Below are 25,644 nucleotides of genomic sequence, written 5' to 3'. Positions count from 1 at the left end.
ACAGCCGGACCCGCCTTTCGGCAAGGTCCGGCTGCATGACCGGATCGGGCTGCGGCGGCGTTGTCAGCCGCCCAACAGGCTTACAGCTTGATCCAGGTAGCTTTCAGCTCGGTGTACTTGTCCAGCGCGTGCAGCGACTTGTCGCGGCCGTTGCCCGACTGCTTGAAGCCACCGAACGGTGCGGTCATGTCGCCGCCGTCGTACTGGTTGACCCAGACGCTGCCGGCACGCAGGGCCTTGGCGGTCTGGTGGGCCTTGGTGATGTTCGAAGTCCACACGCCAGCGGCCAGGCCGTACGGGGTGTCGTTGGCGATGGCGATGGCTTCCTCGACGGTGTCGAAGGTGATCACCGACAGCACCGGGCCGAAGATCTCTTCCTTGGCGATGCGCATGGCGTTGGACACGCCGTCGAAGATGGTCGGCTCGACGTAGGTGCCGCCGGTCTCTTCGAGGATGCGCTTGCCGCCAACCAGCAGCTTGGCGCCGTCAGTGTGGGCGGACTCGATGTAGCCCAGCACGGTGTTCAGCTGTTGGGTGTCGACCAGGGCGCCGACAGTGGTCGCCGGGTCCAGCGGGTTGCCCGGTTTCCAGGCTTTCAGGGCTTCCAGAACCATTGGCAGGAACTGGTCCTTGATCGAACGCTCCACCAGCAGGCGCGAGCCGGCGGTGCAGACTTCGCCCTGGTTGAAGGCGATGGCGCTGGCAGCGGCTTCGGCGGCGGCCTTGAGGTCAGGGGCGTCGGCGAAAACGATGTTCGGGCTCTTGCCGCCGGCTTCCAGCCACACGCGTTTCATGTTCGATTCGCCGGCATAGACCATCAGTTGCTTGGCGATCTTGGTCGAACCGGTGAACACCAGGGTGTCGACGTCCATGTGCAGGGCCAGGGCCTTGCCCACGGTGTGGCCGTAGCCTGGCAGGACGTTGAGCACGCCCGCCGGGATGCCGGCCTCCACCGCCAGCTGGGCGATGCGGATGGCGGTCAGCGGAGATTTTTCCGACGGCTTCAGGACCACGGAGTTACCGGTGGCCAGCGCCGGGCCGAGTTTCCAGCAGGCCATCAGCAGCGGGAAGTTCCACGGCACGATCGCGCCGACAACGCCTACGGGTTCGCGGGTAACCAGGCCAAGCTGGTCATGCGGGGTGGCGGCGACTTCGTCGTACACCTTGTCGATGGCTTCGCCGTTCCAGGCCAGGGCGTTGGCCGCGCCCGGGATGTCGATGGTCGAGGAGTCGCCGATCGGCTTGCCCATGTCCAGGGTTTCCAGGAGCGCCAGCTCTTCGACGTTCTGCTTGAGCAGGCCGGCGAAGCGGATCAGGGTGGCCTTGCGCTTGGCCGGGGCCATGCGCGACCAGACACCGGACTCGAAGGTGGCGCGGGCGTTTTCCACGGCGCGCTGGGCGTCGGCCTCGTCACAGCTGGCGATATGCGCCAGCAGGCGACCGTCGACCGGGCTGATGCATTCGAAGGTCTGGCCGGAAACGGCCGCGGTGTATTCGCCATTGATGAAGGCGCGGCCTTCGATCTTCAGTTGCTGGGCACGCTGTTCCCAATCCGCACGCGTCAGGGTGGTCATAGCAAACTCCTCTTGTTGATGTGCAGCGTCGCGCGAGAGGTGGTCGACACTGTCAGGAAATTCCGCCGGAGCTGTCATCGCTCTACAGCATCCGACACCCTAAACTACTGGGGCCCGGATTATCAATATATTTGACATTAAGCTGCCAAAAGCCTAGTCATGTTCATTTTATTTAACAATCAGGTGAAGCCGCGCCATGAATATCCAGCAGATCGTTGATTTTGCTCAGGTCCTGACCGAAGCCGAACGCTACCGTCCCGCCGCCGAAAAGATCCTCAAGGGCGACCCCGAGCAGGCGGTGTACAACCACTATTCCAGCCCGTGCGGGCAGTTTGCGGCGGGGGTATGGGAAGGCGCGCTCGGGCAATGGACGGTCAACTACACCGAGCATGAATACTGCGAGATCGTTCAGGGCGTTTCGGTGCTGCGCGACGAACAGGGCCAGGCCAAGACCCTGCGCGCCGGTGACCGCTTCGTGATCCCGGCCGGGTTCAAGGGCACCTGGGAGGTGCTGGAGCCGTGCCGCAAGATCTACGTGATGTTCGAACAAAAATAGATATGTAGCGCATGGCGGGGCGGGTGCTTCGGGATCATGGCGTGGTCCATCCGGACAACCACCAACAAGGAAGAACAACCATGAACAATGAAGAAGCTAAAGCTGCCCTGGCCAAACTGATCGGCTGCGAATACACCGAAGCCACCAAGGCCGAGATCACCAAGCTGACCGGCCGCGCTCGCGTCGTCGGTCCGACCGATGCCTCCACCATGGAAATCGACGAATCGCGTATCCATGTACTGGCAGGCGGCAATGGCGTGATCACCGGCTTCCGCTTCGGCTGATTCCTCCTCGCCAAAAAACCCGGGGCCAGTGGCTCCGGTTTTTTTTATGTAGGGAAAAACACAGGCGCCGCAACGCAAGCCCACGCTATTCGATAGATATGTAATGCACGAGGTGAGGCGCCGTCGGGGACCATAGCGTCGTCCATCCGGACAACCTCAAACAAGGAAGAAAGATCATGAGCATCGCATTTTCAATGAGCAACGAAGAAGCCAAAGCCGCAGTCAGCAAGCTGATCGGTACCAAATATTCCGAAGCTGCCCGTGCCGAGATCGCCAAGCTGACCGGCCGCGCTTGTGTCGTTGGCCCGGACGAAGCACACAGCATGGTGATCGACGAAACGCGCATCCATGTGGAAGTTGATGACAATGGCGTGATCACCGGCGTCCGCTTCGGCTGATCCTCGCCCCGCAACGAAAAACGCCCGGAGCCCTATGGCACCGGGCGTTTTTGTTTGGATTCGCGCAGGCATAAAAAAAGCCCGTATCCAGGGATACGGGCCTTTCTCGAAAACCAGACCAATTACTTGATCTTGGCTTCCTTGTACATCACGTGCTTACGGACGACCGGATCGTATTTCTTGATCTCGATCTTGTCCGGAGTGGTGCGCTTGTTCTTGTCGGTGGTGTAGAAGTGGCCAGTACCGGCGCTCGACACCAAACGGATCAGTTCACGCATGACGTTCTCCCTTAGACCTTGATGCCGTTACGGCGAATGTCGACCAGAACGGCGTCGATGCCGCGCTTGTCGATGATACGCATGCCCTTGGCGGAAACGCGCAGACGCACGAAACGCTTCTCGGACTCGACCCAGAAGCGATGATGCTGCAGGTTCGGCAGGAAACGACGACGGGTTTTGTTGTTTGCGTGGGAAATGTTGTTCCCGGTTACTGGACCCTTACCAGTAACTTGACAGACTCTCGACATGCCTCAGCCCTCTAAAACCACATGCCCAACCCGGCATGGGTTGGCCGCTTAATCTCTCAGTTTCTGGCGCCAGGCGCCGTGATTCATCGGGGTCTTACCGGCTACACCCGAGGATGCTACACACCGGGCCCCTAGAAAAGAGCGCTGCTTTATACCAGAAAGACCAGAGCACAACAACACAAGATGTGATCCCGGTCATTCAGCGCCAGCCCCGTACGGCGCGGTAAACGGGCTGTGTGGCGATTTACCGCTCGTCGCGCAATTCGTTTAAAAAGGTGTTGGCCATTTGTAATCCGGGGCACTAGGGTAGGACTTTTCCAGACTGCACTGGCAGATGGGTCGTCGTTCAGCCTAGGAGTTCCCATGCGTCCCGCCGTTCTATCCCTGTTGTTCACCGCCCTGCTCGGCCCTGCCGTGGCCCAGGCCGCCGCCCTCGCCGTGTGCACCGAAGCCAGCCCCGAAGGCTTCGACGTGGTCCAGTACAACTCGCTGACCACCACCAACGCCTCGGCCGACGTGCTGATGAACCGCCTGGTGGAGTTCGACGCGACGGCCGGCAAGGTGGTCCCGAGCCTGGCCCAGAGCTGGACGGTGTCCGACGACGGCCTGACCTGGGAATTCAAGTTGCGCCCCGAGGTGAAGTTCCACACCACCCCGTACTTCAAGCCAAGCCGCACGCTGAACGCCGACGACGTGCTGTTCAGCTTCCAGCGCATGCTCTACCCGGCGCACTCCTGGCACAAGATCGCCCAGAGCGGCTTCCCGCACGCGCAGTCGTTGCAACTGCCCGAGCTGATCAAGCAGATCGACGCCCCGGATCCGCTGACGGTGCGCTTCACCCTGAGCCATCCGGATGCCACCTTCCTCGCCACCCTGAGCATGGGTTTCGCCTCGATCTACCCGGCGGAATACGCCGACCAGTTGCTCAAGGCCGGCACCCCGGAGAAGCTCAACAGCCAGCCGATCGGCACCGGCCCGTTCGTCTTCAACCGCTTCCAGAAGGACGCGGTGGTGCGCTACCGGGCCAACCCGGACTACTTCGACGGCAAGCCGGCGGTCGATCCGCTAATCTTCGCCATCACCCCGGACGCCAACGTGCGCCTGCAGAAATTGCGGCGCAACGAGTGCCAGATCGCCCTGTCGCCAAAGCCGCTGGATATCGCCGCAGCGAGCGAGGACGCCAACCTGAAGGTGGAAAAGACCGAGGCCTTCATGACCGCCTTCGTCGCCATCAACAGCCAGCATCCGCCGCTGGATAAACCGGAAGTACGCCAGGCGATCAACCTTGCCTTCGACAAGGACAGCTACCTCAAGGCCGTCTTCGAAGGGACTGCGGTGCCCGCCAACGGCCCGTTCCCGCCCAATACCTGGAGCTACGACAAATCGCTGCCGGGCTACCCGACCAATCAGGACAAGGCCCGCGACCTGCTGAAGAAGGCCGGCCTCGCCGATGGTTTCAGCACCACGATCTGGACCCGCCCGTCCGGCAGCCTGCTCAACCCCAACCCGAGCCTCGGCGCGCAGCTGTTGCAGGCGGACCTGGCCAAGGTCGGGATCAAGGCGGAGATCCGCGTGATCGAATGGGGCGAACTGATCCGCCGGGCCAAGGCGGGCGAGCATGACTTGCTGTTCATGGGCTGGGCCGGCGACAACGGCGACCCGGACAACTTCCTCAGCCCGCAGTTTTCCTGTGCGGCGGTCACATCCGGGACCAACTTCGCGCGCTACTGCGACCCGCGCCTGGACCAGCTGATCAGCGCCGGCAAGACCACCACCGACCAGAGCGTGCGCAGCCGTCTGTACCAGCAGGCGCAGGGGCAGATCCAGCAGCAAGCGCTGTGGTTGCCATTGGCCCATCCGACGGCGGCGGTGCTGCTGCGCAAGGATGTGGAGGGGTATCAGGTGAACCCGTTCGGGCGCCAGGACTTTGCCAGAGTGAAGGTCGAGAAGTAACGGGTGATTTCCTGTGCCTGGTCGGGCCCTATCGCTGGCAAGCCAGCTCCCACAGTGACCGCGTGCGCCGCAAAACCTGTGGGAGCTGGCTTGCCAGCGATGAGGCCCTCAGCAACACCTCAGGCCGGATTGCTGAAGAAACATCCCTGCTCCAGCATCGACAGCGGCTCCCCATCGCCAATGATGAAGTGATCGAGCACCCGCACCTCGATGCACTCCAGCGCATCCACCAGCCGGTGGGTCAGGCGAATGTCGGCCTTGCTCGGCTCGGGATTCCCGGACGGATGGTTGTGACACAGGATCAACGCCGCGGCGTTGTGCGCCAGCGATCGCTTGACCACCTGGCGCGGATACACCGTGGCGCTGTCGATGGAGCCACGAAACAGAATCTCGAACGCCAGCGGCCGGTGCTTGGTATCGAGAAACAGGCAGCCGAACACTTCATTGCGCTCATGCCGCATCTGCGCCTTCAGGTAGGTGCGCACCGCCTCTGGCCGCTCCAGCGCCGGGCCCCGCTGCAAGCTCTCACCCAGGTGCCGCCGGGCCATCTCCATCACCGCCTGCAACTGGGCGAACTTCGCCGGCCCCAGGCCCTGCCCTTGCGCGAAACTGCGCTGATCCGCCTCCAGCAGCCCGCGCAACCCGCCAAAGCGCTGCAGCAGGTCCCTGGCCAGGTCCACCGCACTTTTGCCGCGCACACCAATGCGCAGGAAGATCGCCAGCAATTCGGCGTCCGACAGGTTCGCCGCGCCCCGCTCCAACAGCTTCTCCCGCGGGCGTTCCGCCGCGGGCCAGTCCCTGATACTCATCGCAAATCCCTCTGTCCGTCCGTTACTGCGCCCGGCGCTCTTGCAGGCGGCAGCGCTGTGCTACATTAGCCGCCACTTTTTGCACAGCGATCCGGCCTGGGGAGGCGTCAGCGTTGTGCACAACTTTCCATCAGAAAAAGGCAGGCCTATGCAGCGGCTGTATCGGAAACGCATTGTTCTCGGCGTCGGCGGCGGTATTGCTGCCTACAAGAGCGCCGAGCTGGTTCGCCGACTTCTGGAACACGGCGCCCAGGTGCGCGTGGTCATGACCCGTGGCGGAGCCGAATTCATCACTCCGCTGACCATGCAAGCGCTCTCCGGGCACCCCGTGCACATGGACCTATTGGATCCCGCTGCCGAAGCGGCGATGGGCCATATCGAACTGGCCAAGTGGGCCGACCTGGTGCTGATCGCGCCAGCCACCGCCGACCTGATCGCGCGTCTCGCCCAGGGCGTGGCTGACGATCTGCTGACCACCCTGGTGCTCGCCACCGACGCCACCGTGGCGGTCGCCCCGGCGATGAACCAGGCCATGTGGCGCGATCCGGCCACCCAGGCCAACCTGAACACCCTGCAGCAACGCCAGATCCAGGTCTTCGGCCCGGCCTCGGGCAGCCAGGCCTGCGGCGACGTGGGCCTGGGGCGCATGCTCGAAGCCACCGACCTGGCCTGGTGCGCCGCCGAGTGTTTCAAGCGCGAGTCGCTGACCGGCAAGCACGTACTGATCACCGCCGGCCCGACCCAGGAAAACATCGACCCGGTGCGCTACATCACCAACCACAGCTCCGGAAAAATGGGCTTTGCCCTGGCCGAAGCCGCGGTAGAAGCCGGCGCCCGGGTGACCCTGGTCACCGGCCCGGTGCACTTGCCGACCCCGGACCGGGTCACGCGGATCGACGTGGTCAGCGCCCGCGACATGCTCGCGGCCTGCGAAGCGGCGATTCCCTGCGACCTGTTCATCGCTTCGGCGGCAGTCGCGGATTACCGCCCGGAAGTCGTCGCCCCGCAAAAACTCAAGAAAGACCCTACAACCGGCGACGGTCTGCTGCTGCAGATGGTGCGCAACCCGGACATCCTGGCCACCATCGCCACCCGTCCGGACCGTCCGTTCAGCGTCGGCTTCGCCGCCGAGACCGAACACCTGCTCGATTACGCCGCACGCAAGCTCAAGGACAAGAACCTCGACCTGATCGTCGCCAATGACGTGGCCAACCCCAGCATTGGCTTCAACAGCGAGGAAAACGCCTGCAGCGTGATCGACCGCCAGCTCCACGAAACCCTGTTCGCGCAGACCAGCAAGGGCAAGATCGCCCGCCAGCTGATCGCTTTCATTGCCGAACGCCTCAACCAGGTTTGATTCACATGCACGCTCTCCAAGCCAAGATCCTCGATCCACGCATCGGCGCCGAATTCCCGCTGCCGCAATACGCCACCCCGGGCTCGGCCGGCCTCGACCTGCGCGCCATGCTCAAGGAAGACACCGTCCTCGAGCCAGGCCAGACCCTGCTGATCCCCACCGGCCTGTCGATCTACATCGGCGATCCGGGCCTGGCGGCCATGATCCTGCCGCGCTCGGGCCTGGGTCACAAACACGGCATCGTCCTCGGCAACCTGGTCGGCCTGATCGACTCGGACTACCAGGGCGAGCTGATGGTCTCGTGCTGGAACCGCGGCCAGACCGCCTTCAACATCGCCGTCGGCGAGCGCATCGCGCAACTGGTCCTGGTGCCGGTGGTACAGGCGCATTTCGATATCGTCGAGACCTTCGACGAGACCCAACGCGGCGCCGGCGGCTTCGGTCACTCCGGTAGCCATTGATCCGCTGATCGCCCTCGACGTCCTGTCGAGGGCGAACTCTCCGCCGCAAAGGCCGTCCAAGCGTTCCATACGCCCGAAAGCCTTCGAGACTGGAGTCCCGTGATGAACGATATGGCCCAACTGATCCCTGCACTGCCTGACAGCATCTTCCGCGCCTACGATATCCGTGGTGTGGTCGGAAAGACCCTGCATGCCGAGACGGCTTACTGGATCGGCCGCGCCATCGGCGCCCAGAGCCTCGCCCAGGGCGAGCCGAACGTTTCCGTTGGCCGTGACGGCCGCCTGTCCGGCCCGATGCTGGTGGAACAGCTGATCAAGGGCCTGGCCGACGCCGGTTGCCAGGTCAGCGATGTCGGCCTGGTGCCGACCCCGGCCCTGTACTACGCGGCCAACGTGCTGGCCGGCAAGTCCGGCGTCATGCTCACCGGCAGCCACAACCCGTCGGACTACAACGGCTTCAAGATCGTCATCGCCGGCGACACTCTCGCCAACGAGCAGATCCAGGCCCTGCTGACCCGCATCAAGACCGAAGACCTGCCCCGTGGCACCGGCAAGGTGGAGAAGGTCGATATCCTCCCGCGCTACCACCAGCAGATCGTCGGCGACATCAAGCTCGCCCGCCGCCTCAAGGTGGTCGTGGACTGCGGCAACGGCGCCGCCGGGGTCAACGCCCCGCAACTGCTGGCCGCACTGGATTGCGAGGTCATCCCGCTGTTCTGCGAGGTGGACGGCAACTTCCCCAACCACCACCCGGATCCGGGAAAGCCAGAGAACCTCGTCGATCTGATCGCGAAAGTGAAGGAAACCGGCGCCGATATCGGCCTGGCCTTCGACGGCGACGGTGACCGTGTCGGCGTGGTGACCAACACCGGCAGCATCGTCTACCCCGACCGCCTGCTGATGCTCTTCGCCCAGGACGTGCTGGCCCGCAACCCGGGCGCCGAAATCATCTTCGACGTCAAATGCACCCGCCGCCTGACCCCGCTGATCACCGAACACGGCGGCCATGCGCGGATGTGGAAGACCGGCCACTCGCTGATCAAGAAGAAGATGAAGGAAACCGGCGCCCTGCTCGCCGGCGAGATGAGCGGGCACATCTTCATCAAGGAGCGCTGGTTCGGCTTCGACGACGGCATCTACAGCGCCGCGCGCCTGCTGGAGATCCTCAGCAAGACCGAAATCGACGCCGAAACCCTGTTCGCCGGCTTCCCCAATGATATTTCCACGCCGGAAATCAACATTGATGTGACCGACGAGAGTAAATTCGCCATCATTGATGCACTGCAACGCGACGCCGACTGGGGCCAAGCCGACCTGACCACCATCGACGGTGTGCGGGTCGATTATCCCCACGGCTGGGGCCTGGTCCGCGCGTCCAACACCACCCCGGTGCTGGTCCTGCGCTTCGAGGCCGACAATGACGCCGAACTGCAGCGAATCAAGGCTATATTCCACGCGCAGCTCAAGCGCGTAGCCCCCGACCTGCAACTACCGTTCTGACCGAACCACTTGTTCCAACTGGAGCCCTGCATGACCCTCGATCGCGATGCCGCTACCCATGTCGCCAAGGTACTGTCCGAAGCGCTGCCTTATATCCGACGCTTTGTCGGCAAGACCCTGGTGATCAAGTACGGCGGCAACGCGATGGAGAGCGAGGAGCTGAAAACCGGCTTCGCCCGCGACGTGGTGCTGATGAAGGCAGTCGGCATCAACCCGGTAGTCGTGCACGGCGGCGGCCCGCAGATCGGTGACCTGCTCAACCGCCTGTCGATCGAAAGCCGTTTTGTCGATGGCATGCGCGTCACCGACGCCGCGACCATGGACGTGGTGGAGATGGTCCTCGGCGGCCAGGTCAACAAGGACATCGTCAACCTGATCAACCGTCATGGCGGCAGCGCCATCGGCCTGACCGGTAAAGACGCCGAGCTGATCCGCGCGAAAAAGCTCACCGTCACCCGCCAGACCCCTGAGATGACCACCCCGGAAATCATCGACATCGGCCACGTCGGCGAAGTCGTGAGCGTCAACACCGACCTGCTGAACATGCTGGTGAAGGGCGACTTCATCCCGGTCATCGCGCCGATCGGCGTGGGCCCGAACGGTGAGTCGTACAACATCAACGCCGACCTGGTGGCCGGCAAGGTCGCCGAGGCGCTGAAAGCCGAGAAGCTGATGCTGCTGACCAACATCGCCGGCCTGATGGACAAGCAAGGCACCGTGCTGACCGGCCTGAGCACCGAGCAGGTCGACGGCCTGATCGCCGACGGCACCATCTACGGCGGCATGCTGCCGAAGATCCGCTGCGCGCTGGAAGCGGTCCAGGGTGGCGTGCACAGCTCGCACATCATCGACGGTCGCGTACCGAATGCCGTGCTGCTGGAAATCTTCACCGACAGCGGCGTTGGCACCCTGATTACCAACCGCAAGCCGCGTCAGTAAGCTTCAAACAAAGCGGACACGCCTCACCGGTGTGTCCGTTTTTTTGTGCCCGCATTTCAGATTTGTCCTACATCACTTCAGCAAATTGCTCACAGGCCGATACTACTGGCAGAATGCGAGCAAGTCGCAACTCGATGATTTATCCAGGAGAAACAAGCGTGAAATATGCTCCACAAGGACTCGTGCTGGCTGCCGCCATCGTCGTCGGGTCGCTGACAGGCTGTGCAACCGAAACCTCCAGGGCTGTCGCCGTACAGCAAGTCGAAAGCGTCAACCGCCCCTACAGCGGCGTGCGCGCACCGATCGCCGTGGGCAAGTTCGACAACCGCTCCAGCTACATGCGTGGCATCTTCTCCGACGGTGTCGACCGCCTCGGCGGCCAGGCCAAGACCATCCTCATCACCCACCTGCAGGAAACCAACCGCTTCAGCGTGCTGGATCGCGACAACATGAGCGAAATCCAGCGGGAAGCCGGCATCAAGGGCCAGGCCCAACGCCTGAAAGGTGCGGACTACGTAGTGACCGGCGACGTGACCGAGTTCGGTCGCAAGGAAGTCGGCGACCACCAGTTGTTCGGCATCCTCGGCCGCGGCAAGACCCAGATCGCCTACGCCAAGGTGGCGCTGAACATCGTCAATATCAGCACCTCCGAAGTGGTCTACTCCAGCCAGGGCGCGGGTGAATACGCCCTCTCCAACCGCGAGGTCATCGGCTTCGGCGGTACCGCCAGCTACGACTCGACGCTGAACGGCAAGGTCCTCGACCTGGCCATGCGCGAAGCGGTAAACAAGCTGGTCAACGCCGTGGAAAGCGGCGCCTGGAAACCTGTCACCCCTTAAAAGACCTTACGCACAAGGACGATCCGTAATGAGCACGGCAACCCTGAGCTGGCGCGCTGTCGCCGGCATTGCGCTGGGCAGCATCCTGCTGTCCGGCTGTACCGGCCCGAAAACCCTGTACCAGTGGGAGAGCTATCAGCCACAGGTCTATCAGTACTTCAAGGGCGAATCGAAAGAGGCGCAGGCCGAAGCGCTGGAGCGTGACCTGCAGAAGATCAAGGCGAAGAACGGCGCGGTACCGCCGGGCTATCACGCCCAGTTGGGGCTTCTGTATTCAAGCCTGGGCAAGGATGACCAGATGGCCCAGCAGTTCCAGACCGAGAAGGCCCTGTTTCCCGAGTCCGCCGCCTACATGGACTTCCTGCTGAAGAATGCCCGTCAGGGAGTGGCGACCAAATGATCAATCGTTTCCTCAAGCTGGTCGCCGGCGCCTGTGTCCTGGCCCTGTTCGGTGGCTGCGCCAACCAGCAGAAAACCGTCGACTACTCGGAATACAAGCAGGCCAATCCGCGTTCGATCCTGATCCTGCCGCCGCTGAACGAGTCGCCGGACGTCAAGGCCACCTACAGCATGCTGTCGCACGTGACCTACCCGCTGGCCGAAGCCGGTTACTACGTGCTGCCGGTAGCGCTGGTGGACGAGACCTTCAAGCAGAACGGCATGACCACGCCGGCCGATATCCATCAACTGCCGGCCAGCAAGCTGCATGACATCTTCGGTGCGGACGCGGCGCTCTACGTCACCGTCAGCGACTATGGCACCCGCTACATGGTGATCAGCAGCGCGACCGTGGTCACGGCCAAGGCCAGCCTGGTCGACCTGCGCAGCGGCAAAACCCTGTGGACCGGCGCAGCGACGGCGTCCAGCCAGGAAAACCAGAACAACAGCGGTGGAGGCCTGATCGGCCTGCTGATCACTGCGGCGGTGAACCAGATCATCAGCAGCGTCCAGGACGATGCCGGCTACCCGATCGCCGGGATCACCAGCGCACGCCTGCTGATGCCGTACAAGAACGGCGGGATCCTCTACGGACCGCGCTCGCCGAACTACGGGAAGGATTGAGCTGCAAGCTTCAAGCGGCAAGCCATAAGAAAAAAGCAGCGTCGATGCGAGCTGCTTTTTCTTGTAGCTTGAGGCTTGTCGCTTGGAACTTCAGATCCCGTACTGCGCGCGGTAGGCTTCCACCGCTGGCAGGTGCTGCTTGAGCTGCGGGTCGTCGGCGAGGAACTCGAGGACCTGGGTCAGGGAGACGATGCTGACCACCGGAATGCCGAAGTCGCGCTCCACTTCCTGGATCGCCGACAGCTCGCCATTGCCGCGCTCTTCGCGGTTCAGCGCGATCAGCACGCCAGCGGCGCGGGCTTCCTGGGCCTGGATGATCTGCATGACTTCGCGGATCGCGGTACCGGCGGTGATCACGTCGTCGATGATGAGCACGTCACCGGCCAGCGGGGCACCCACCAAGCTGCCGCCTTCGCCGTGGTCCTTGGCTTCCTTGCGGTTGAAGCACCATGGCACGTCGAGCTGGTGTTGCTCGGCCAGGGCCACCGCAGTGGCTGCCGCCAGGGGAATGCCTTTGTAGGCCGGGCCGAACAGCACGTCGAACGGAATCTTGCTGTCGACGATCGCCGCCGCGTAGCAACGACCCAGTTGTGCCAGGGCCGAGCCGCTGTTGAACAGGCCAGCATTGAAGAAATACGGGCTGGTGCGGCCCGATTTGAGGGTGAACTCACCGAAGCGCAGAACACCGCGATCGATGGCAAAACGAATGAAGTCGCGCTGATACGGCTGCATGAGAAGTCCCGGATACCACGGATTTAGCTAATTGAGTAGAGCTCGGGTATCATACACGCACGTGATTTTTGGGGCCATTTATGCGGATCATCAGTGTGAACGTGAATGGCATTCAGGCTGCGGTCGAGCGTGGGTTGCTCAGCTGGCTGCAAGCTCAGAATGCCGACGTCATCTGTCTTCAGGATACCCGCGCCTCGGCCTTTGAACTCGACGACCCGGCTTTTCAGCTAGATGGCTACTTCCTTTATGCCTGCGACGCAGAAGTACCCGCCCAAGGCGGCGTGGCGCTTTACTCGCGGTTGCAGCCCAAGGCAGTCATCAGCGGCCTGGGCTTCGAGACAGCCGACCGCTACGGGCGTTACCTGCAGGCCGATTTCGACAAACTCAGTATTGCCACCTTGCTCCTGCCATCCGGGCAGAACGGCGACGAAGACCTGAACCAGAAGTTCAAGTTGATGGACGACTTCGCCAAGTACCTGGACAAGCAGCGTCGCAAGCGCCGTGAATACATCTACTGCGGCTCGCTCTACGTGGCGCAGCAGAAGCTCGACATCAAGAACTGGCGCGACAGCCAGCAGTCTCCGGGCTTCCTCGCACCTGAGCGTGCGTGGATGGACGAGATTGTCGGCAACATGGGCTACGTCGATGCCCTGCGCGAAGTCAGCCGTGAAGGCGACCAGTACAGCTGGTGGCCAGACAACGAGCAGGCCGAGATGCTCAACCTGGGCTATCGCTTCGACTACCAGTTGCTGACCCCGGGCCTGCGCCGCTTCGTACGTAGCGCACGCCTGCCACGCCAGCCGCGCTTCTCGCAGCATGCGCCGCTGATCGTGGACTACGACTGGACGCTGACGATCTGATCGCCAGATGCAAAAAAGCCGACCTCATGGGGTCGGCTTTTTTGTGGGCCTTGACTCGGACCCTGTGGGAGCTGGCTTGCCAGCGATAGCGGTAGTGAATTCACCATAGCTATCGCTGGCAAGCCAGCTCCCACAGGGTTATCCGTTGAGTCAGTCGGCCAGTGCAGCCTTTTGCAGCTCGAACAGATCAGCCATGCCTTTCTGCGCGATCGCCAGCATGGCGTTCAGCTCTTCAGGCTGGAACGGCGCGCCTTCGGCGGTGCCCTGGACTTCGATGAAGCCGCCAGCACTGGTCATGACCACGTTCAGGTCGGTCTCGGCGGCGGAGTCTTCCAGGTAATCCAGGTCGAGGACCGCTTCGCCTTTGTACATGCCCACCGATACGGCAGCGATCATGTGCTTGAGCGGATCGCCGCCCTTCAGGCCGCCACGCTTCTTGACCACGCGCAGGGCGTCGACCAGGGCAACCATGGCGCCGGTGATCGATGCGGTACGGGTACCGCCGTCAGCCTGGATCACGTCGCAGTCGACGTACAGGGTGATGTCACCGAGCTTGCTCATGTCCAGCGCGGCGCGCAGCGAACGGCCGATCAGGCGCTGGATCTCAAGAGTACGACCGCCCTGCTTGCCACGGCTGGCTTCGCGCTGGTTACGCTCGCCGGTGGAGCGCGGCAGCATGCCGTATTCGGCGGTCAGCCAGCCCTGGCCCTGGCCTTTGAGGAAGCGTGGAACGCCGTTCTCGACGCTGACCGTGCAGACGACCTTGGTGTCGCCGAACTCGACCAGTACCGACCCTTCGGCGTGCTTGGTGTAGTTGCGGGTGATGCGGATCGAGCGAAGCTGATCGGCGGCGCGACCACTTGGACGTTTCATAAGGGATACCTGTACTGGGGGTTCGAACTGCCGAGCATTATAGAGCGCCAGGGCCGCAGTGGACATGCCTGAAGCTGTATTGGCTGTACCGGCCTCATCGCTGGCAAGCCAGCTCCCACAGGGTCCGGGTGGCTGCAGAACCTGTGGGAGCTGGCTTGCCAGCGATGAGGCCCGGGAGAACAGCCCAAAGCCCCCGGTCGGTATTCACCCTGTCCTTCCACACCGGTTTGTAACATCAGTAGATGGGACCGCGCGGCGCACTGCGTTACAATCCTGCGCCTTTGCAGCCTGTCGGCTTTCCCCTTCATCTATCTGCGAGGTACTTCCCATGGTGCACAGCATGACCGCCTTCGCTCGTGTCGAACGAGCCGGGACCCAGGGCACCCTCATATGGGAATTGCGCTCGGTCAACCATCGCTACCTCGAACCCCACCTGCGCCTGCCGGAAGCCTTCCGCGACCTCGAAGGCGCAGTGCGCGAGGCGCTGCGCCAGGGCATTTCCCGCGGCAAGGTGGAATGCACCCTGCGCTTCACCGAGGAAAACGCCAGCAAGTCCCTGCAGGTGGACCAGGAGCGCGCCCGCCAACTGGTGGAAGCCGCCGAGACCGTCGCCGGCCTGATCAAGAACCCCGCGCCGCTGAACCCGCTGGCCGTGCTGTCCTGGCCCGGCGTGCTGGTGGCTGACGCCGCCGACCCGCAAGCGCTGAACCAGGAGGCCCTGGGCCTGTTCGAGGACGCCCTGGCCGAACTGAAGAACGGCCGCAACCGCGAAGGCGCCGAACTGGCCCGGCTGATCAACGAGCGTCTCGACAGCATGAGCCAGGAAGTTGCCACCCTGCGCACCCAGGTTCCGCAGATGCTCGCCGCGCAGCGGCAGAAGATCCTCGACCGCTTCACCGACATGAAGGCCGAGCTGGATCCGCAGCGCCTGGAGCAGGAAATGGTCCTGCTGGCGCAGAAAAGCGATGTCGCCGAAGAACTCGACCGCCTCGCCACCCACGTCACCGAGGTGCGCCGGGTGCTCAAGTCCGGCGGCGCGGCCGGCCGGCGCCTGGACTTCCTGATGCAGGAACTCAACCGCGAAGCCAATACCCTCGGCTCCAAAGCCTTCGACCCACGCAGCACGCAGTCGGCAGTGAACCTTAAGGTCCTGATCGAACAGATGCGTGAACAAGTACAGAACATCGAGTAAGGCCACCCCCATCATGAAACACAGCAGCGGCACCCTGTTCATCATTTCCGCCCCGTCCGGCGCCGGCAAGACCAGCCTGGTCAAGGCCCTGACCGATGAGCTGAACCACATCCGCGTGTCGGTCTCGCACACCACCCGCGCCATGCGTCCGGGCGAGCACGACGGGGTGAACTACCACTTCGTCGACCGCGCCGAGTTCGATCGCCTGAATGCCCAGGGCGACTTCCTCGAGCAGGCCGAAGTCTTTGGCAACTGCTACGGTACCTCGCGCAGCGCCCTGCAGCAGACCCTGGACCAGGGCCATGACCTGATCCTGGAAATCGACTGGCAAGGTGCCCAGCAGGTGCGCAAGCTGATGCCGGAAACCCGCTCGATCTTCATCCTGCCGCCGAGCCAGCAGGCCCTGCGCCAGCGCCTGACCAACCGTGGCCAGGACAGTGACGAGATCATCGAAGGACGGATGCGCGAAGCGGTCAGCGAGATGGAGCACTACGACGAGTACGAGTACGTCATCATCAACGACGACTTCGCCACCGCCCTGGAAGACCTGAAAGCGGTGTTCCGCGCCAACCGCCTGCAACGGGACGGTCAGCAGCAGCGCCACGGCGAGCTGCTCAAGCAACTGCTGGCTTGAGCCCTCGCCTGCCCCGGCCGCTTAACGGCGGCTGGGGATGGTCGCGTGACGACGCAGCGTCATGCCCAGGAAGAACGCCGGCGCGCGCAGACGCGACAGCAGCATCAGGACGATGCCCAGCAGCAGGATGATCATCGCGATCACGAACACCAGCCCCAACCCGCCCACATGCGAGCCGCTGCCGAATTCCGGCGAAGCGCTGTCGATGGCCGTCTGCACGAAGATCACCGAGAGGATCGCCCCGCCCAGCAGCGGGCACAGGCCGCGCATGAAGAAGTGGCGCAGGCTGTCGAACAGGCTGTGGCGGAAGTACCAGACGCAGGCGAAGGCGGTCAGCGAGTAGTAGAAGCAGATCATCATGCCCAGGGCGGTGATGGTGTCGGCCAGCACGTTTTCGCTGAGGGTGCGCATGGTCACGTAGAACATCCCGGCGGCGACGCCGGCGCAGATGGTGGCGTAGCGCGGGGTCTGCGAACGCGGGCAGATACGCGCGAAACGCTCCGGCACGGCGCCGTAGTAACCCATGGCCAGCAAGGTGCGCGCCGGGGACACGAAGGTCGACTGCAACGAGGCGGCAGTACTCGCCAGCACGGCGATGGACATCAGGATCGCCATCGGCCCCATCACCGGGCCGGCCAGGTGGGCGAAGACGTTTTCCTGGATGCGCGGGTTGTTCAGGCCCAGGCCTTCCTCGCTGATCCCGGCGAATTGCAGGGTGGCGATGGCGGTGACCAGGTACAGGCCGAGGATCAGCAGCACGGTCAGGGTCGCGGCGCGGCCGGGGACTTCATCGCTGCCCACCGACTCCTCGCTCATGGTCAGGCATACGTCCCAGCCCCAGAAGATGAAGATCGACAGCGACAGGCCGGCAGCGAAGGCCGAGAACGATTCGACGCCGAAGGGGTTGAACCAGCTGATATCGAAGTCCATCGGCGGGGTTTCGCTCGACCCGCCGAACGCGGCCAGGGCGAAGCCCACCAGCACCACCAGTTGCAAGGCCACCAGGCCGTACTGCACGGCCATGGTCGTGCCGATCCCACGACAGCAGATCCACACCGCCATGGCGATGAACACGCAGCAGGTCACCACGTTGACCAGCAGGTTGTCGCTGAGCGCAGCCACCTCGTGGCTGCCGGTGAGTTGCCCGAGGAACAGGTAGAAGAAGTCCACCGCCACCCCGGCGAGGTTGGACAGCACGATGGTGGTCGCCGTGACCAGGCCCCAGCCGCCGATCCAGCCGATCATCGGGCCGAAGGCCCGCGCCGACCAGGTGAAGGACGTGCCGCTGTCCGGCTCCGCCGCGTTCAGCTCGCGGTAGCCCAGGGCCACCAGGAGCATCGGCAGGAAGCCGACGATGAACACCGCCGGCAGGTGCTGGCCGACTTCCCGCACCGTCGGCCCAAGGGCGCCGGTCAGGGTGTAGACCGGGGCGATGGTGGAAATGCCCAGCACGATGCTGGCGAGCAGGCCGAGGCGGCCCTTGGCCAACCCCTTGGAGGCCTTGCGAGCCTGTCCCGCCGTGCCCGCGGACAGGCTTGCTTCGAATTCGCTCATGAGTAGATGTCGCCGTTTTTGGAATTGTTTTTCAGGGCATCCGGGGATGCCCGCTACAAGTTGGCCCCACGGTAGCGCTGGCCACCGGCATAAGCCTCACAGGCTGCACGGAACGCCTGGAACAGACGCAACGAAACCGGATTCTCGGCATAACGCCATTCCGGATGCCATTGCACCCCGAGCACGAAGCCGGGTGCGTCCTCCATGGAAACCGCTTCGATCAACCCGTCCGGCGCCAGTGCTTCGACGCGCAGGCCATCGGCAAGGCGATCGATGCCCTGACTGTGCAGCGAGTTGACCATGAAGCTGTGCGGCAGACCCAGTCGCTGGAATTGCCCATCGGGCTCGACCGTGACCGGGTGACGCGGGCTGTATTGCACCTCCAGCGGGGCGTCCTGCGGCTCGCGGTGGTCCAGGTAGCCGGGCAGCTCCTGGACCCGCTGGTGCAGGCTGCCGCCCAGGGCCACGTTGAGCTCCTGGAAACCCCGGCAAACGCAGAACACCGGCACACCGGCGGCGATGGCCGCGCGCAGCAGCGGCAGGGTCAGGCGGTCACGGTAAACATCGTGCCGGGTGCCTTCCGCGCTGGGGGCGCCATTGTAATGATGCGGTTCGACATTAGAAGGCGAACCGGTGAAAAGAATGCCGTCGAGGCGCTCCAGCAGGCGCTGCGGGTCCAGCGCGTCGTTGAGCGCCGGCAGGATCAGCGGCACGCCGGCAAAGGCGGCGGCCTCGACGTACTTGTCGCCCACGGTGTGGGAGGCAGTGTGACCGAGCATCTGGCGGCATGAGGTGACGCCGATCAAAGGGGTTTTCATCGATTCAGCCTCTCTTTAAGAAGTCGGCGCCGCCGACCCTGTGGGAGCTGGCTTGCCAGCGATTGCGGTGGTGAATTCACTACAGCAATCGCTGGCAAGCCAGCTCCCACAGGGTCGGCGGCGTCTCAAAGATGTCCTACAGCTTGATCCAGGTCGCCTTCAGTTCGGTGTACTTGTCGAACGCATGCAGCGACTTGTCGCGGCCATTGCCCGATTGCTTGAAGCCACCGAACGGCGCGGTCATGTCGCCGCCGTCGTACTGGTTGATCCACACGCTGCCGGCACGCAGGGCTCGGGCGCTACGGTGGGCGCGGGAGATATCCGCCGTCCACACCGCCGCCGCCAGGCCGAACGGCGAGTCGTTGGCGATGGCGATGGCTTCCTCGGCCGTGTCGAAGGTGATCACCGACAGCACCGGCCCGAAGATTTCCTCACGGGCAATGCGCATGGCGTTGGTCACGCCATCGAAGATCGCCGGCTGTACATACACGCCACAGGTCTCCTCCAGCACACGCTCGCCACCGGTGACCAGGGTCGCGCCATCGGCCTTGCCGGCCTCGACGTAGCCGAGCACGGTGTCCAGCTGGGTACCGTCCACCAGGGCGCCGACACGGGTCTCGGGATCCAGCGCATGCCCGGGTTTCCAGGCCTTGAGCGCTTCCACCACCAGCGGCAGGAAACGCTCCTTGATCGAACGCTCCACCAGCAGGCGCGAGCCGGCGATGCACACCTCGCCCTGGTTGAAGGCAATGGCCGCCGCAGCGGCTTCAGCCGCGGCATTCAGGTCAGGCGCATCGGCAAAGACGATGTTCGGGCTCTTGCCCCCCGCCTCCAGCCACACGCGCTTCATGTTCGATTCGCCGGCATAGACCATCAACTGCTTGGCGATCCGGGTCGAACCGGTGAACACCAGGGTATCCACGTCCATATGCAGGGCCAGGGCCTTGCCGACGGTGTGGCCGTAGCCAGGCAGCACGTTGAACACCCCCGCCGGAATACCGGCTTGCAGCGCCAGCTGGGCGACACGGATGGCGGTCAGCGGTGATTTTTCCGACGGTTTGAGGATGATCGAGTTGCCGGTCGCCAGGGCCGGTCCGAGCTTCCAGCAGGCCATCATCAGCGGGAAGTTCCACGGCACGATGGCCGCGACCACGCCAATCGGCTCGCGGGTGACCAGGCCAAGCTGGTCGTGCGGGGTCGGCGCGACTTCGTCGTAGACCTTGTCGATGGCCTCGGCCGACCAGCGAATCGAGTTCGCCGCCGCCGGGATATCGATGCTCAGGGAATCGGCAATCGGCTTGCCCATATCCAGGGTTTCCAGCAGCGCCAGTTCCTGGGCATTGGCCAGCAGCAGATCGGCGAAGGCGATCAGCACGCGTTTGCGCTGGGCCGGGGCCTGATGGGCCCAGACGCCGCTGTCGAAGCTGCGACGGGCCGCCGCCACGGCCAGTTCGGCGTCGGCGGCATCGCAGCTGGCAACGGCGGCCAGCACGCGACCATCCACCGGGCTGACACACTCGAAGCGGTCACCGGAGACGCTATCGCGGTAGGCGCCGTCGACGAAGGCACGGCCCTCGATGCGCAGGCTCTGGTAAAGGGATTCCCACTGTTCGCGAGACGGGATTGTCATTGTTGTTCTCCGGGCATCAGACCGTGTGCAGGTACCAGTTGTATTCGAGGTCGGAAATCGACACCTCGAACTCCGCCAGTTCGCTTTCCTTGCAGGCGACGAAAATATCGATGTAGTCGGGGCTGATGTACTGGTTCAGGACTTCGCTGTCGTCCAGCTCGCGCAAGGCATCACGCAGGTTGTTCGGCAGGCTCTGTTCCAGTTGCTCGTAGGAATTGCCTTCGATCGGCGCGCCCGGCTCGATCTTGTTGGTCAGACCGTGGTGAATGCCGGCGAGGATCGCGGCCATCATCAGGTAAGGGTTGGCGTCGGCGCCGGCCACCCGATGCTCGATGCGTACCGCGTCGCTGCTGCCGGTCGGCACGCGGACCGCCACGGTGCGGTTGTCCAGGCCCCAGCTCGGCGCATTCGGCACGTAGAACTGGGCGCCGAAGCGGCGGTAGGAGTTGATGTTCGGGCAAAGGAAGGCCATGGACGCCGGCATGGTTTCCAGCACGCCGCCGATGGCGTGGCGCAGGGTTTCGCTCTGCTCGGGGTCTTCGCTGGTGAAGATGTTCTTGCCGGTGGCCTTGTCCAGCAGCGAGATGTGCACGTGCAGGCCATTGCCGGCCTGGCCCGGATAGGGCTTGGCCATGAAGGTGGAGTCCATTTCATGGTCGTAGGCGATGTTCTTGATCACCCGCTTGAGCAGCAGCGCGTAGTCGCAGGCCTTCATCGGATCGGCAACGTGGTGCAGGTTCACCTCGAACTGTGCCGGGGCGCTTTCCTTGACGATGGCGTCAGCCGGGATGCCCTGCTCCTTGGCGGCTTCGAGCATGTCCTGAAGGCAATCGACGTATTCGTCGAGGTCGTCGATCAGGTACACCTGGGTCGATTGCGGGCGCTTGCCGGAAATCGGCGAACGCGGCGGCTGCGGGCGTCCGTTGAGGTTGTCCTGGTCGATCAGGTAGAACTCCAGCTCGAACGCGGCGCAGATGGTCAGGCCCAGGGCGTCGAACTTCTCCACCACGCCGCGCAGCACTTCCCGCGGGTCGGCGAAGAACGGCGTGCCATCCAGCTCGTGCATGGTCATCAGCAATTGCGCGGTGGGGCGCTTCTGCCAGGGTTCGAAGCTCAGGGTGCCGGGAATCGGGTAGCAGATGCGGTCGGAGTCGCCGATATCCAGGCCCAGGCCGGTGCTTTCCACGGTGGAGCCGTTGATATCCAGGGCGAACAGCGAAGCGGGCAGGTTGATGCCCTTTTCATAGACCTTGACCAGGCTCGCCCGCTCGATGCGCTTGCCACGCACGACCCCGTTCATGTCGGCGATCAGCAGATCGACGAATTGCACCTCGGGGTGGGCCTTGAGGAATTCGCCCATTTCATCAACGGGGATGGCGCACGGGGAGACCGACGTCATGGCTAGGCATCCTTTGGAATTTTTATAGGGGCAGCAATGTAGGGAAGTAACGCGGGTATTCGGGGGCGATGGCTGGTCTTGTTCTCGGGTAGTCCATCGGAAGAAACGGCGGGCGCGACAAACCTTGCTTGACGGCCACGTCCGCACTATAGAATGGCCTCCACGCAAACAGACATTGGCGTTTTGGCAAGCGAAGAGTGCACCGATGCAATATCAGATCAGCCATGCCGACCTCTCCCTGGTTCTCGCCTTGGTCCGCGGTCGCTCCCTGGCAAAGGCGGCGGAACTGCTCAAGGTCGACGTTTCCACGGTGTTCCGCTCGATCCGGCGGATGGAGGCGGCGCTGGGTACGGCGTTGTTCGTGAAGAGCCGCAAGGGCTATATCCCCACCGGCACCGCCCAGGCCCTGGCCGAGCAGGCCGAGCGTGCCGAACAGGCGCTGGACGCGGCGCGGGTGGCCCTGGCCCATGGCGAGCAAGTGGTCAGCGGCACGGTGCGTCTGACCTGCACCGACGCCGTGCTGCACAGCCTGCTGCTGCCGGCCCTGGCCGAATTCATGCCGGCCTATCCGGCGCTGACCCTGGAACTGGCCACCTCCAACACCTTCGCCAACCTCAGCCGGCGGGATGCCGACCTGGCCCTGCGCCTGACCAACGCCCCGCCCGAGCATCTCGTAGGACGCTGCCTGGGCTCGGCGTCATACGTCATCTCCGGCCGTGAGGAGTTTCGCCCGCGCCTGGAGGAAAACCCGGCCAGCGTGCCGTGGATCGCCCCCGACGATTCCATGCAGGACCACCCCACCGTGGTCTGGCGTAGCGAGAAATTTCCAGGCGTACTGCCGCGCTACCGCTGCAGCGGGATCTCCTCGATCGCCCAGATGGTCGGCGCCGGCCTGGGCGTGGCGGCACTCCCGGACTACATGGCCCATACCCTGCCCGGCGTCTCGCAACTGAGCGATGCCCTGCCCGGCTGCGACACCCAGTTGTGGCTGCTGACCCGTCCGGATTGCCGGGCCCTGCGCTCGGTGCAGACCCTGTTCGACGAGCTCACGCCGCGCTTGCGCAATGCATTGATCTGAGCAATAGATGAAGACTATTGAAATAGACGCTTACAAGTAGGTATCGTCAGCCTATTCCGGGCTCGCGGCCGAAAACAGCGCTTCCCTAAAGGCTGGTTATTTTTTAAACTGCCGAGTCCACTCGCCCACCTTTGGGCAGAACACCGCATTCGCTATTCGAGGAACACCATGGCCCGCGTAACCGTTGAAGACTGCCTGGAACACGTTGATAACCGTTTTGAGCTGGTCATGCTGTCCACCAAGCGTGCCCGTCAACTGGCGACCGGCGGCAAAGAGCCACGTGTGGCGTGGGAAAACGACAAGCCTACCGTCGTAGCGCTGCGTGAAATCGCCGAAGGTATCGTCACCCCCGAGTTCATCGCCGCCGAAGATATCGTCACCGAAGACCCGGTCTTCCCGACCTTCGAGGACGAGGCCAACGAGGCCGTCTAAGTCCATGCCTGGTCGACGTTGTACGGCGCGGGTCCCCTATCCTCGGCAGGAGGTCGAATCTTGCCGAGCATAGACGCCCTCGCCGATCGCCTATCGACCTATCTGGGTCCAGACCAGGTCAACCTGGTCCGCCGGGCCTATTTCTACGCCGAGCAGGCCCACGACGGCCAGCGCCGCCGCAGCGGCGAGGCGTACGTCACGCATCCGCTGGCGGTCGCCAGCATCCTCGCCGACATGCACATGGACCATCAGAGCCTGATGGCGGCCATGCTGCACGACGTGATCGAAGACACCGGCATCGCCAAGGAAGCCCTCAGTTCGCAGTTTGGCGAGACCGTCGCCGAGCTCGTCGATGGCGTCAGCAAGCTGACCCAGATGAACTTCGAGACCAAGGCCGAGGCCCAGGCGGAAAACTTCCAGAAGATGGCCATGGCCATGGCCCGGGATATCCGCGTGATCCTGGTCAAGCTGGCCGACCGCCTGCACAACATGCGCACCCTGGAAGTGCTGTCCGGCGAAAAGCGCCGGCGCATCGCCAAGGAAACCCTCGAGATCTACGCCCCGATCGCCAACCGCCTCGGCATGCACAGCGTGCGCATCGAGTTCGAGGACCTGGGCTTCAAGGCGATGTACCCGATGCGCTCGGCGCGCATCTACCAGGCGGTCAAGCGCGCCCGTGGCAACCGCAAGGAAATCGTCAACAAGATCGAGGAGTCGCTGAGCCACTGCCTGGCCGTCGACGGTATCGAAGGCGAGGTCAGCGGCCGGCAGAAGCACATCTATGGCATCTACAAGAAGATGCGCGGCAAGCGCCGCGCCTTCAACGAGATCATGGATGTCTACGCGTTCCGCATCATCGTCGACAAGGTCGACACCTGCTACCGCGTGCTTGGCGCCGTGCACAACCTGTACAAGCCGCTGCCCGGGCGCTTCAAGGACTACATCGCGATCCCCAAGGCCAACGGCTACCAGTCGCTGCATACCACCCTGTTCGGCATGCATGGCGTGCCCATCGAGATCCAGATTCGCACCCGCGAGATGGAAGAGATGGCCAACAACGGCATCGCCGCGCACTGGCTGTACAAGTCCAGCGATGACGAGAAGCCGAAAGGCGGCACCCACGCCCGCGCACGGCAGTGGGTCAAGGGCGTGCTGGAACTGCAGCAACGTGCGGGCAACTCCCTCGAATTCATCGAGAGCGTGAAGATCGACCTGTTCCCGGACGAGGTCTACGTGTTCACGCCCAAGGGCCGCATCATGGAGCTACCCAAAGGTTCCACCGCGGTCGACTTCGCCTACGCGGTGCACACCGACGTCGGCAACAGCTGCATCGCCTGCCGCATCAACCGCCGCCTGGCGCCGCTGTCGGAACCGCTGCAAAGCGGCTCCACCGTCGAGATCGTCAGCGCCCCGGGCGCCCGGCCGAACCCGGCCTGGCTCAACTTCGTGGTCACCGGCAAGGCACGCACGCACATTCGCCACGCGCTCAAGCTGCAGCGCCGTTCCGAGTCGATCAACCTCGGCGAACGCCTGCTGAACAAGGTGCTCAACGGTTTCGACAGCGCCCTCGACAAGATTCCGCAGGAGCGCATCCAGGCGATGCTCGCCGAGTACCGTCTGGAACTGATCGAAGACCTGCTGGAAGACATCGGCCTGGGCAACCGCATGGCCTACGTGGTCGCCCGCCGCCTGCTGTCCACCGAGGGCGAGCAGTTGCCGAACCCGGAAGGTCCGCTGGCGATCCGCGGCACCGAAGGTCTGGTGCTGAGCTACGCCAAGTGCTGCACGCCGATCCCGGGGGACCCGATCGTCGGTCACCTGTCGGCGGGCAAGGGCATGGTGGTGCACCTGGAGAACTGCCGGAACATCAGCGAAATCCGCCACAACCCGGAAAAGTGCATCCAGTTGTCCTGGGCCAAGGACGTCACCGGCGAGTTCAACGTCGAACTGCGCGTCGAGCTGGAACACCAGCGCGGCCTGATTGCCCTGCTGGCCAGCAGCGTCAACGCCGCCGATGGCAACATCGAGAAAATCAGCATGGATGAGCGTGATGGCCGCATCAGCGTCGTCCAGTTGGTGGTCAGCGTGCACGACCGCGTGCACCTGGCCCGCGTGATCAAGAAACTGCGTGCGCTGACGGGGGTCATCCGAATCACCCGCATGCGCGCGTAGCCCTTCCCTTGC

At 63.6% G+C, this 25,644-nt stretch carries 27 protein-coding genes; 17 read left to right on the top strand and 10 right to left on the bottom strand.

What is annotated here, in order from left to right:
* Window positions 1–80 precede the first annotated feature (80 nt).
* A complete protein-coding gene (locus AC2CQI_RS21110; protein WP_484577772.1) occupies window positions 81–1,574 on the bottom strand; it encodes an aldehyde dehydrogenase in 1,494 nt (497 codons plus the stop codon).
* A gap of 196 nt (window positions 1,575–1,770) precedes the next feature.
* On the opposite strand from AC2CQI_RS21110, the gene AC2CQI_RS21105 reads away from it, so the two are divergent.
* The 3 genes from AC2CQI_RS21105 to AC2CQI_RS21095 all read left to right on the top strand — a co-directional run bounded on the left by AC2CQI_RS21105 (window position 1,771) and on the right by AC2CQI_RS21095 (window position 2,812).
* On the top strand, window positions 1,771–2,130 hold the full coding sequence (locus tag AC2CQI_RS21105) for a cupin domain-containing protein (protein ID WP_075805866.1): 360 nt from the start codon (window positions 1,771–1,773) through the stop codon (window positions 2,128–2,130).
* A gap of 80 nt (window positions 2,131–2,210) precedes the next feature.
* Window positions 2,211–2,414: an I78 family peptidase inhibitor gene (locus AC2CQI_RS21100; protein ID WP_075805865.1), complete on the top strand. Its 204-nt coding sequence runs from the start codon at window positions 2,211–2,213 to the stop codon at window positions 2,412–2,414.
* A gap of 176 nt (window positions 2,415–2,590) precedes the next feature.
* Window positions 2,591–2,812, top strand: coding sequence for a hypothetical protein (locus AC2CQI_RS21095; protein ID WP_144443622.1), 222 nt, complete (start codon window positions 2,591–2,593; stop codon window positions 2,810–2,812).
* A 122-nt stretch (window positions 2,813–2,934) separates the two neighbouring features.
* On the opposite strand, the gene rpmG is transcribed toward AC2CQI_RS21095, so the two are convergent.
* Window positions 2,935–3,090 (bottom strand): 50S ribosomal protein L33, encoded by a 156-nt coding sequence (gene rpmG, locus AC2CQI_RS21090; protein WP_003242516.1) that lies wholly within the window; start codon window positions 3,088–3,090, stop codon window positions 2,935–2,937.
* An 11-nt stretch (window positions 3,091–3,101) separates the two neighbouring features.
* Window positions 3,102–3,338 (bottom strand): 50S ribosomal protein L28, encoded by a 237-nt coding sequence (rpmB, locus tag AC2CQI_RS21085; RefSeq protein ID WP_037058999.1) that lies wholly within the window; start codon window positions 3,336–3,338, stop codon window positions 3,102–3,104.
* A 363-nt stretch (window positions 3,339–3,701) separates the two neighbouring features.
* Between rpmB and AC2CQI_RS21080 the strand changes: the two genes are divergently transcribed.
* Window positions 3,702–5,291, top strand: coding sequence for an ABC transporter substrate-binding protein (locus tag AC2CQI_RS21080; RefSeq protein WP_484577771.1), 1,590 nt, complete (start codon window positions 3,702–3,704; stop codon window positions 5,289–5,291).
* 119 nt (window positions 5,292–5,410) lie between these two features.
* Here the strand turns inward: AC2CQI_RS21080 and radC are convergent, their stop codons facing one another.
* On the bottom strand, window positions 5,411–6,100 hold the full coding sequence (radC, locus tag AC2CQI_RS21075) for a RadC family protein (protein ID WP_075805862.1): 690 nt from the start codon (window positions 6,098–6,100) through the stop codon (window positions 5,411–5,413).
* Window positions 6,101–6,248: 148 nt separating this feature from the next.
* On the opposite strand from radC, the gene coaBC reads away from it, so the two are divergent.
* The 7 genes from coaBC to AC2CQI_RS21040 all read left to right on the top strand — a co-directional run bounded on the left by coaBC (window position 6,249) and on the right by AC2CQI_RS21040 (window position 12,258).
* Window positions 6,249–7,457: a bifunctional phosphopantothenoylcysteine decarboxylase/phosphopantothenate--cysteine ligase CoaBC gene (gene coaBC, locus AC2CQI_RS21070; protein WP_075805861.1), complete on the top strand. Its 1,209-nt coding sequence runs from the start codon at window positions 6,249–6,251 to the stop codon at window positions 7,455–7,457.
* 5 nt (window positions 7,458–7,462) lie between these two features.
* Window positions 7,463–7,918, top strand: coding sequence for a dUTP diphosphatase (gene dut / locus AC2CQI_RS21065; RefSeq protein ID WP_064305046.1), 456 nt, complete (start codon window positions 7,463–7,465; stop codon window positions 7,916–7,918).
* 102 nt (window positions 7,919–8,020) lie between these two features.
* Window positions 8,021–9,418 carry a phosphomannomutase/phosphoglucomutase gene (locus AC2CQI_RS21060; RefSeq protein WP_484577770.1) on the top strand — a complete coding sequence of 466 codons (1,398 nt, stop codon included), beginning with the start codon at window positions 8,021–8,023 and terminating at the stop codon, window positions 9,416–9,418.
* A gap of 30 nt (window positions 9,419–9,448) precedes the next feature.
* Window positions 9,449–10,357, top strand: a complete 909-nt coding sequence (gene argB, locus AC2CQI_RS21055; RefSeq protein ID WP_075805859.1) for an acetylglutamate kinase — start codon at window positions 9,449–9,451, stop codon at window positions 10,355–10,357.
* A gap of 158 nt (window positions 10,358–10,515) precedes the next feature.
* Complete coding sequence (locus AC2CQI_RS21050; protein WP_075805858.1) at window positions 10,516–11,196, top strand: CsgG/HfaB family protein; 681 nt, start codon at window positions 10,516–10,518, stop codon at window positions 11,194–11,196.
* A gap of 28 nt (window positions 11,197–11,224) precedes the next feature.
* Window positions 11,225–11,596, top strand: coding sequence for a DUF4810 domain-containing protein (locus tag AC2CQI_RS21045; protein ID WP_075805857.1), 372 nt, complete (start codon window positions 11,225–11,227; stop codon window positions 11,594–11,596).
* A complete protein-coding gene (locus AC2CQI_RS21040; protein ID WP_484577769.1) occupies window positions 11,593–12,258 on the top strand; it encodes a DUF799 domain-containing protein in 666 nt (221 codons plus the stop codon). Before AC2CQI_RS21045 ends, AC2CQI_RS21040 begins: the two co-directional genes overlap by 4 nt.
* A gap of 90 nt (window positions 12,259–12,348) precedes the next feature.
* Here AC2CQI_RS21040 and pyrE read toward each other — a convergent pair whose 3' ends face one another.
* The gene (gene pyrE / locus AC2CQI_RS21035) at window positions 12,349–12,990 is read right to left on the bottom strand and encodes an orotate phosphoribosyltransferase (RefSeq protein ID WP_075805855.1); all 642 of its coding nucleotides are present in this window, start codon (window positions 12,988–12,990) and stop codon (window positions 12,349–12,351) included.
* Window positions 12,991–13,070: 80 nt separating this feature from the next.
* On the opposite strand from pyrE, the gene AC2CQI_RS21030 reads away from it, so the two are divergent.
* Entirely contained in the window at window positions 13,071–13,850 is a 780-nt protein-coding gene (locus AC2CQI_RS21030; RefSeq protein ID WP_075805854.1) for an exodeoxyribonuclease III, read from the top strand.
* A gap of 150 nt (window positions 13,851–14,000) precedes the next feature.
* Here AC2CQI_RS21030 and rph read toward each other — a convergent pair whose 3' ends face one another.
* Window positions 14,001–14,723 (bottom strand): ribonuclease PH, encoded by a 723-nt coding sequence (gene rph / locus AC2CQI_RS21025; RefSeq protein WP_075805853.1) that lies wholly within the window; start codon window positions 14,721–14,723, stop codon window positions 14,001–14,003.
* Between the two features lie 328 nt (window positions 14,724–15,051).
* Between rph and AC2CQI_RS21020 the strand changes: the two genes are divergently transcribed.
* Together AC2CQI_RS21020 and gmk are read left to right on the top strand one after the other, a co-directional pair.
* Window positions 15,052–15,915, top strand: a complete 864-nt coding sequence (locus AC2CQI_RS21020; protein WP_075805852.1) for a YicC/YloC family endoribonuclease — start codon at window positions 15,052–15,054, stop codon at window positions 15,913–15,915.
* Between the two features lie 13 nt (window positions 15,916–15,928).
* Window positions 15,929–16,549 (top strand): guanylate kinase, encoded by a 621-nt coding sequence (gmk, locus tag AC2CQI_RS21015; RefSeq protein WP_075805851.1) that lies wholly within the window; start codon window positions 15,929–15,931, stop codon window positions 16,547–16,549.
* 21 nt (window positions 16,550–16,570) lie between these two features.
* Here the strand turns inward: gmk and AC2CQI_RS21010 are convergent, their stop codons facing one another.
* The 4 genes from AC2CQI_RS21010 to AC2CQI_RS20995 form a co-directional block, all read right to left on the bottom strand.
* Entirely contained in the window at window positions 16,571–18,103 is a 1,533-nt protein-coding gene (locus AC2CQI_RS21010; RefSeq protein WP_484577768.1) for an APC family permease, read from the bottom strand.
* Between the two features lie 53 nt (window positions 18,104–18,156).
* Complete coding sequence (locus AC2CQI_RS21005; protein WP_484577767.1) at window positions 18,157–18,921, bottom strand: gamma-glutamyl-gamma-aminobutyrate hydrolase family protein; 765 nt, start codon at window positions 18,919–18,921, stop codon at window positions 18,157–18,159.
* Window positions 18,922–19,057: 136 nt separating this feature from the next.
* Window positions 19,058–20,551, bottom strand: coding sequence for an aldehyde dehydrogenase (locus tag AC2CQI_RS21000; protein ID WP_484577766.1), 1,494 nt, complete (start codon window positions 20,549–20,551; stop codon window positions 19,058–19,060).
* Between the two features lie 16 nt (window positions 20,552–20,567).
* The gene (locus AC2CQI_RS20995; RefSeq protein ID WP_075805847.1) at window positions 20,568–21,950 is read right to left on the bottom strand and encodes a glutamine synthetase family protein; all 1,383 of its coding nucleotides are present in this window, start codon (window positions 21,948–21,950) and stop codon (window positions 20,568–20,570) included.
* A 205-nt stretch (window positions 21,951–22,155) separates the two neighbouring features.
* Here AC2CQI_RS20995 and AC2CQI_RS20990 point away from each other — a divergent pair, with 205 nt between their 5' ends.
* The 3 genes from AC2CQI_RS20990 to spoT all read left to right on the top strand — a co-directional run bounded on the left by AC2CQI_RS20990 (window position 22,156) and on the right by spoT (window position 25,632).
* A complete protein-coding gene (locus tag AC2CQI_RS20990) occupies window positions 22,156–23,028 on the top strand; it encodes a LysR family transcriptional regulator (RefSeq protein WP_484577765.1) in 873 nt (290 codons plus the stop codon).
* A 168-nt stretch (window positions 23,029–23,196) separates the two neighbouring features.
* The gene (gene rpoZ / locus AC2CQI_RS20985; protein WP_075805845.1) at window positions 23,197–23,460 is read left to right on the top strand and encodes a DNA-directed RNA polymerase subunit omega; all 264 of its coding nucleotides are present in this window, start codon (window positions 23,197–23,199) and stop codon (window positions 23,458–23,460) included.
* 60 nt (window positions 23,461–23,520) lie between these two features.
* A complete protein-coding gene (spoT, locus tag AC2CQI_RS20980; RefSeq protein WP_075805844.1) occupies window positions 23,521–25,632 on the top strand; it encodes a bifunctional GTP diphosphokinase/guanosine-3',5'-bis pyrophosphate 3'-pyrophosphohydrolase in 2,112 nt (703 codons plus the stop codon).
* Window positions 25,633–25,644: the final 12 nt, after the last annotated feature.

This window comes from Pseudomonas sp. P2S-1, assembly GCF_057197725.1.
The sequence above is the reverse complement of the archived record's forward strand: the minus strand, read 5'-3'. Positions and strand labels throughout refer to the sequence as shown.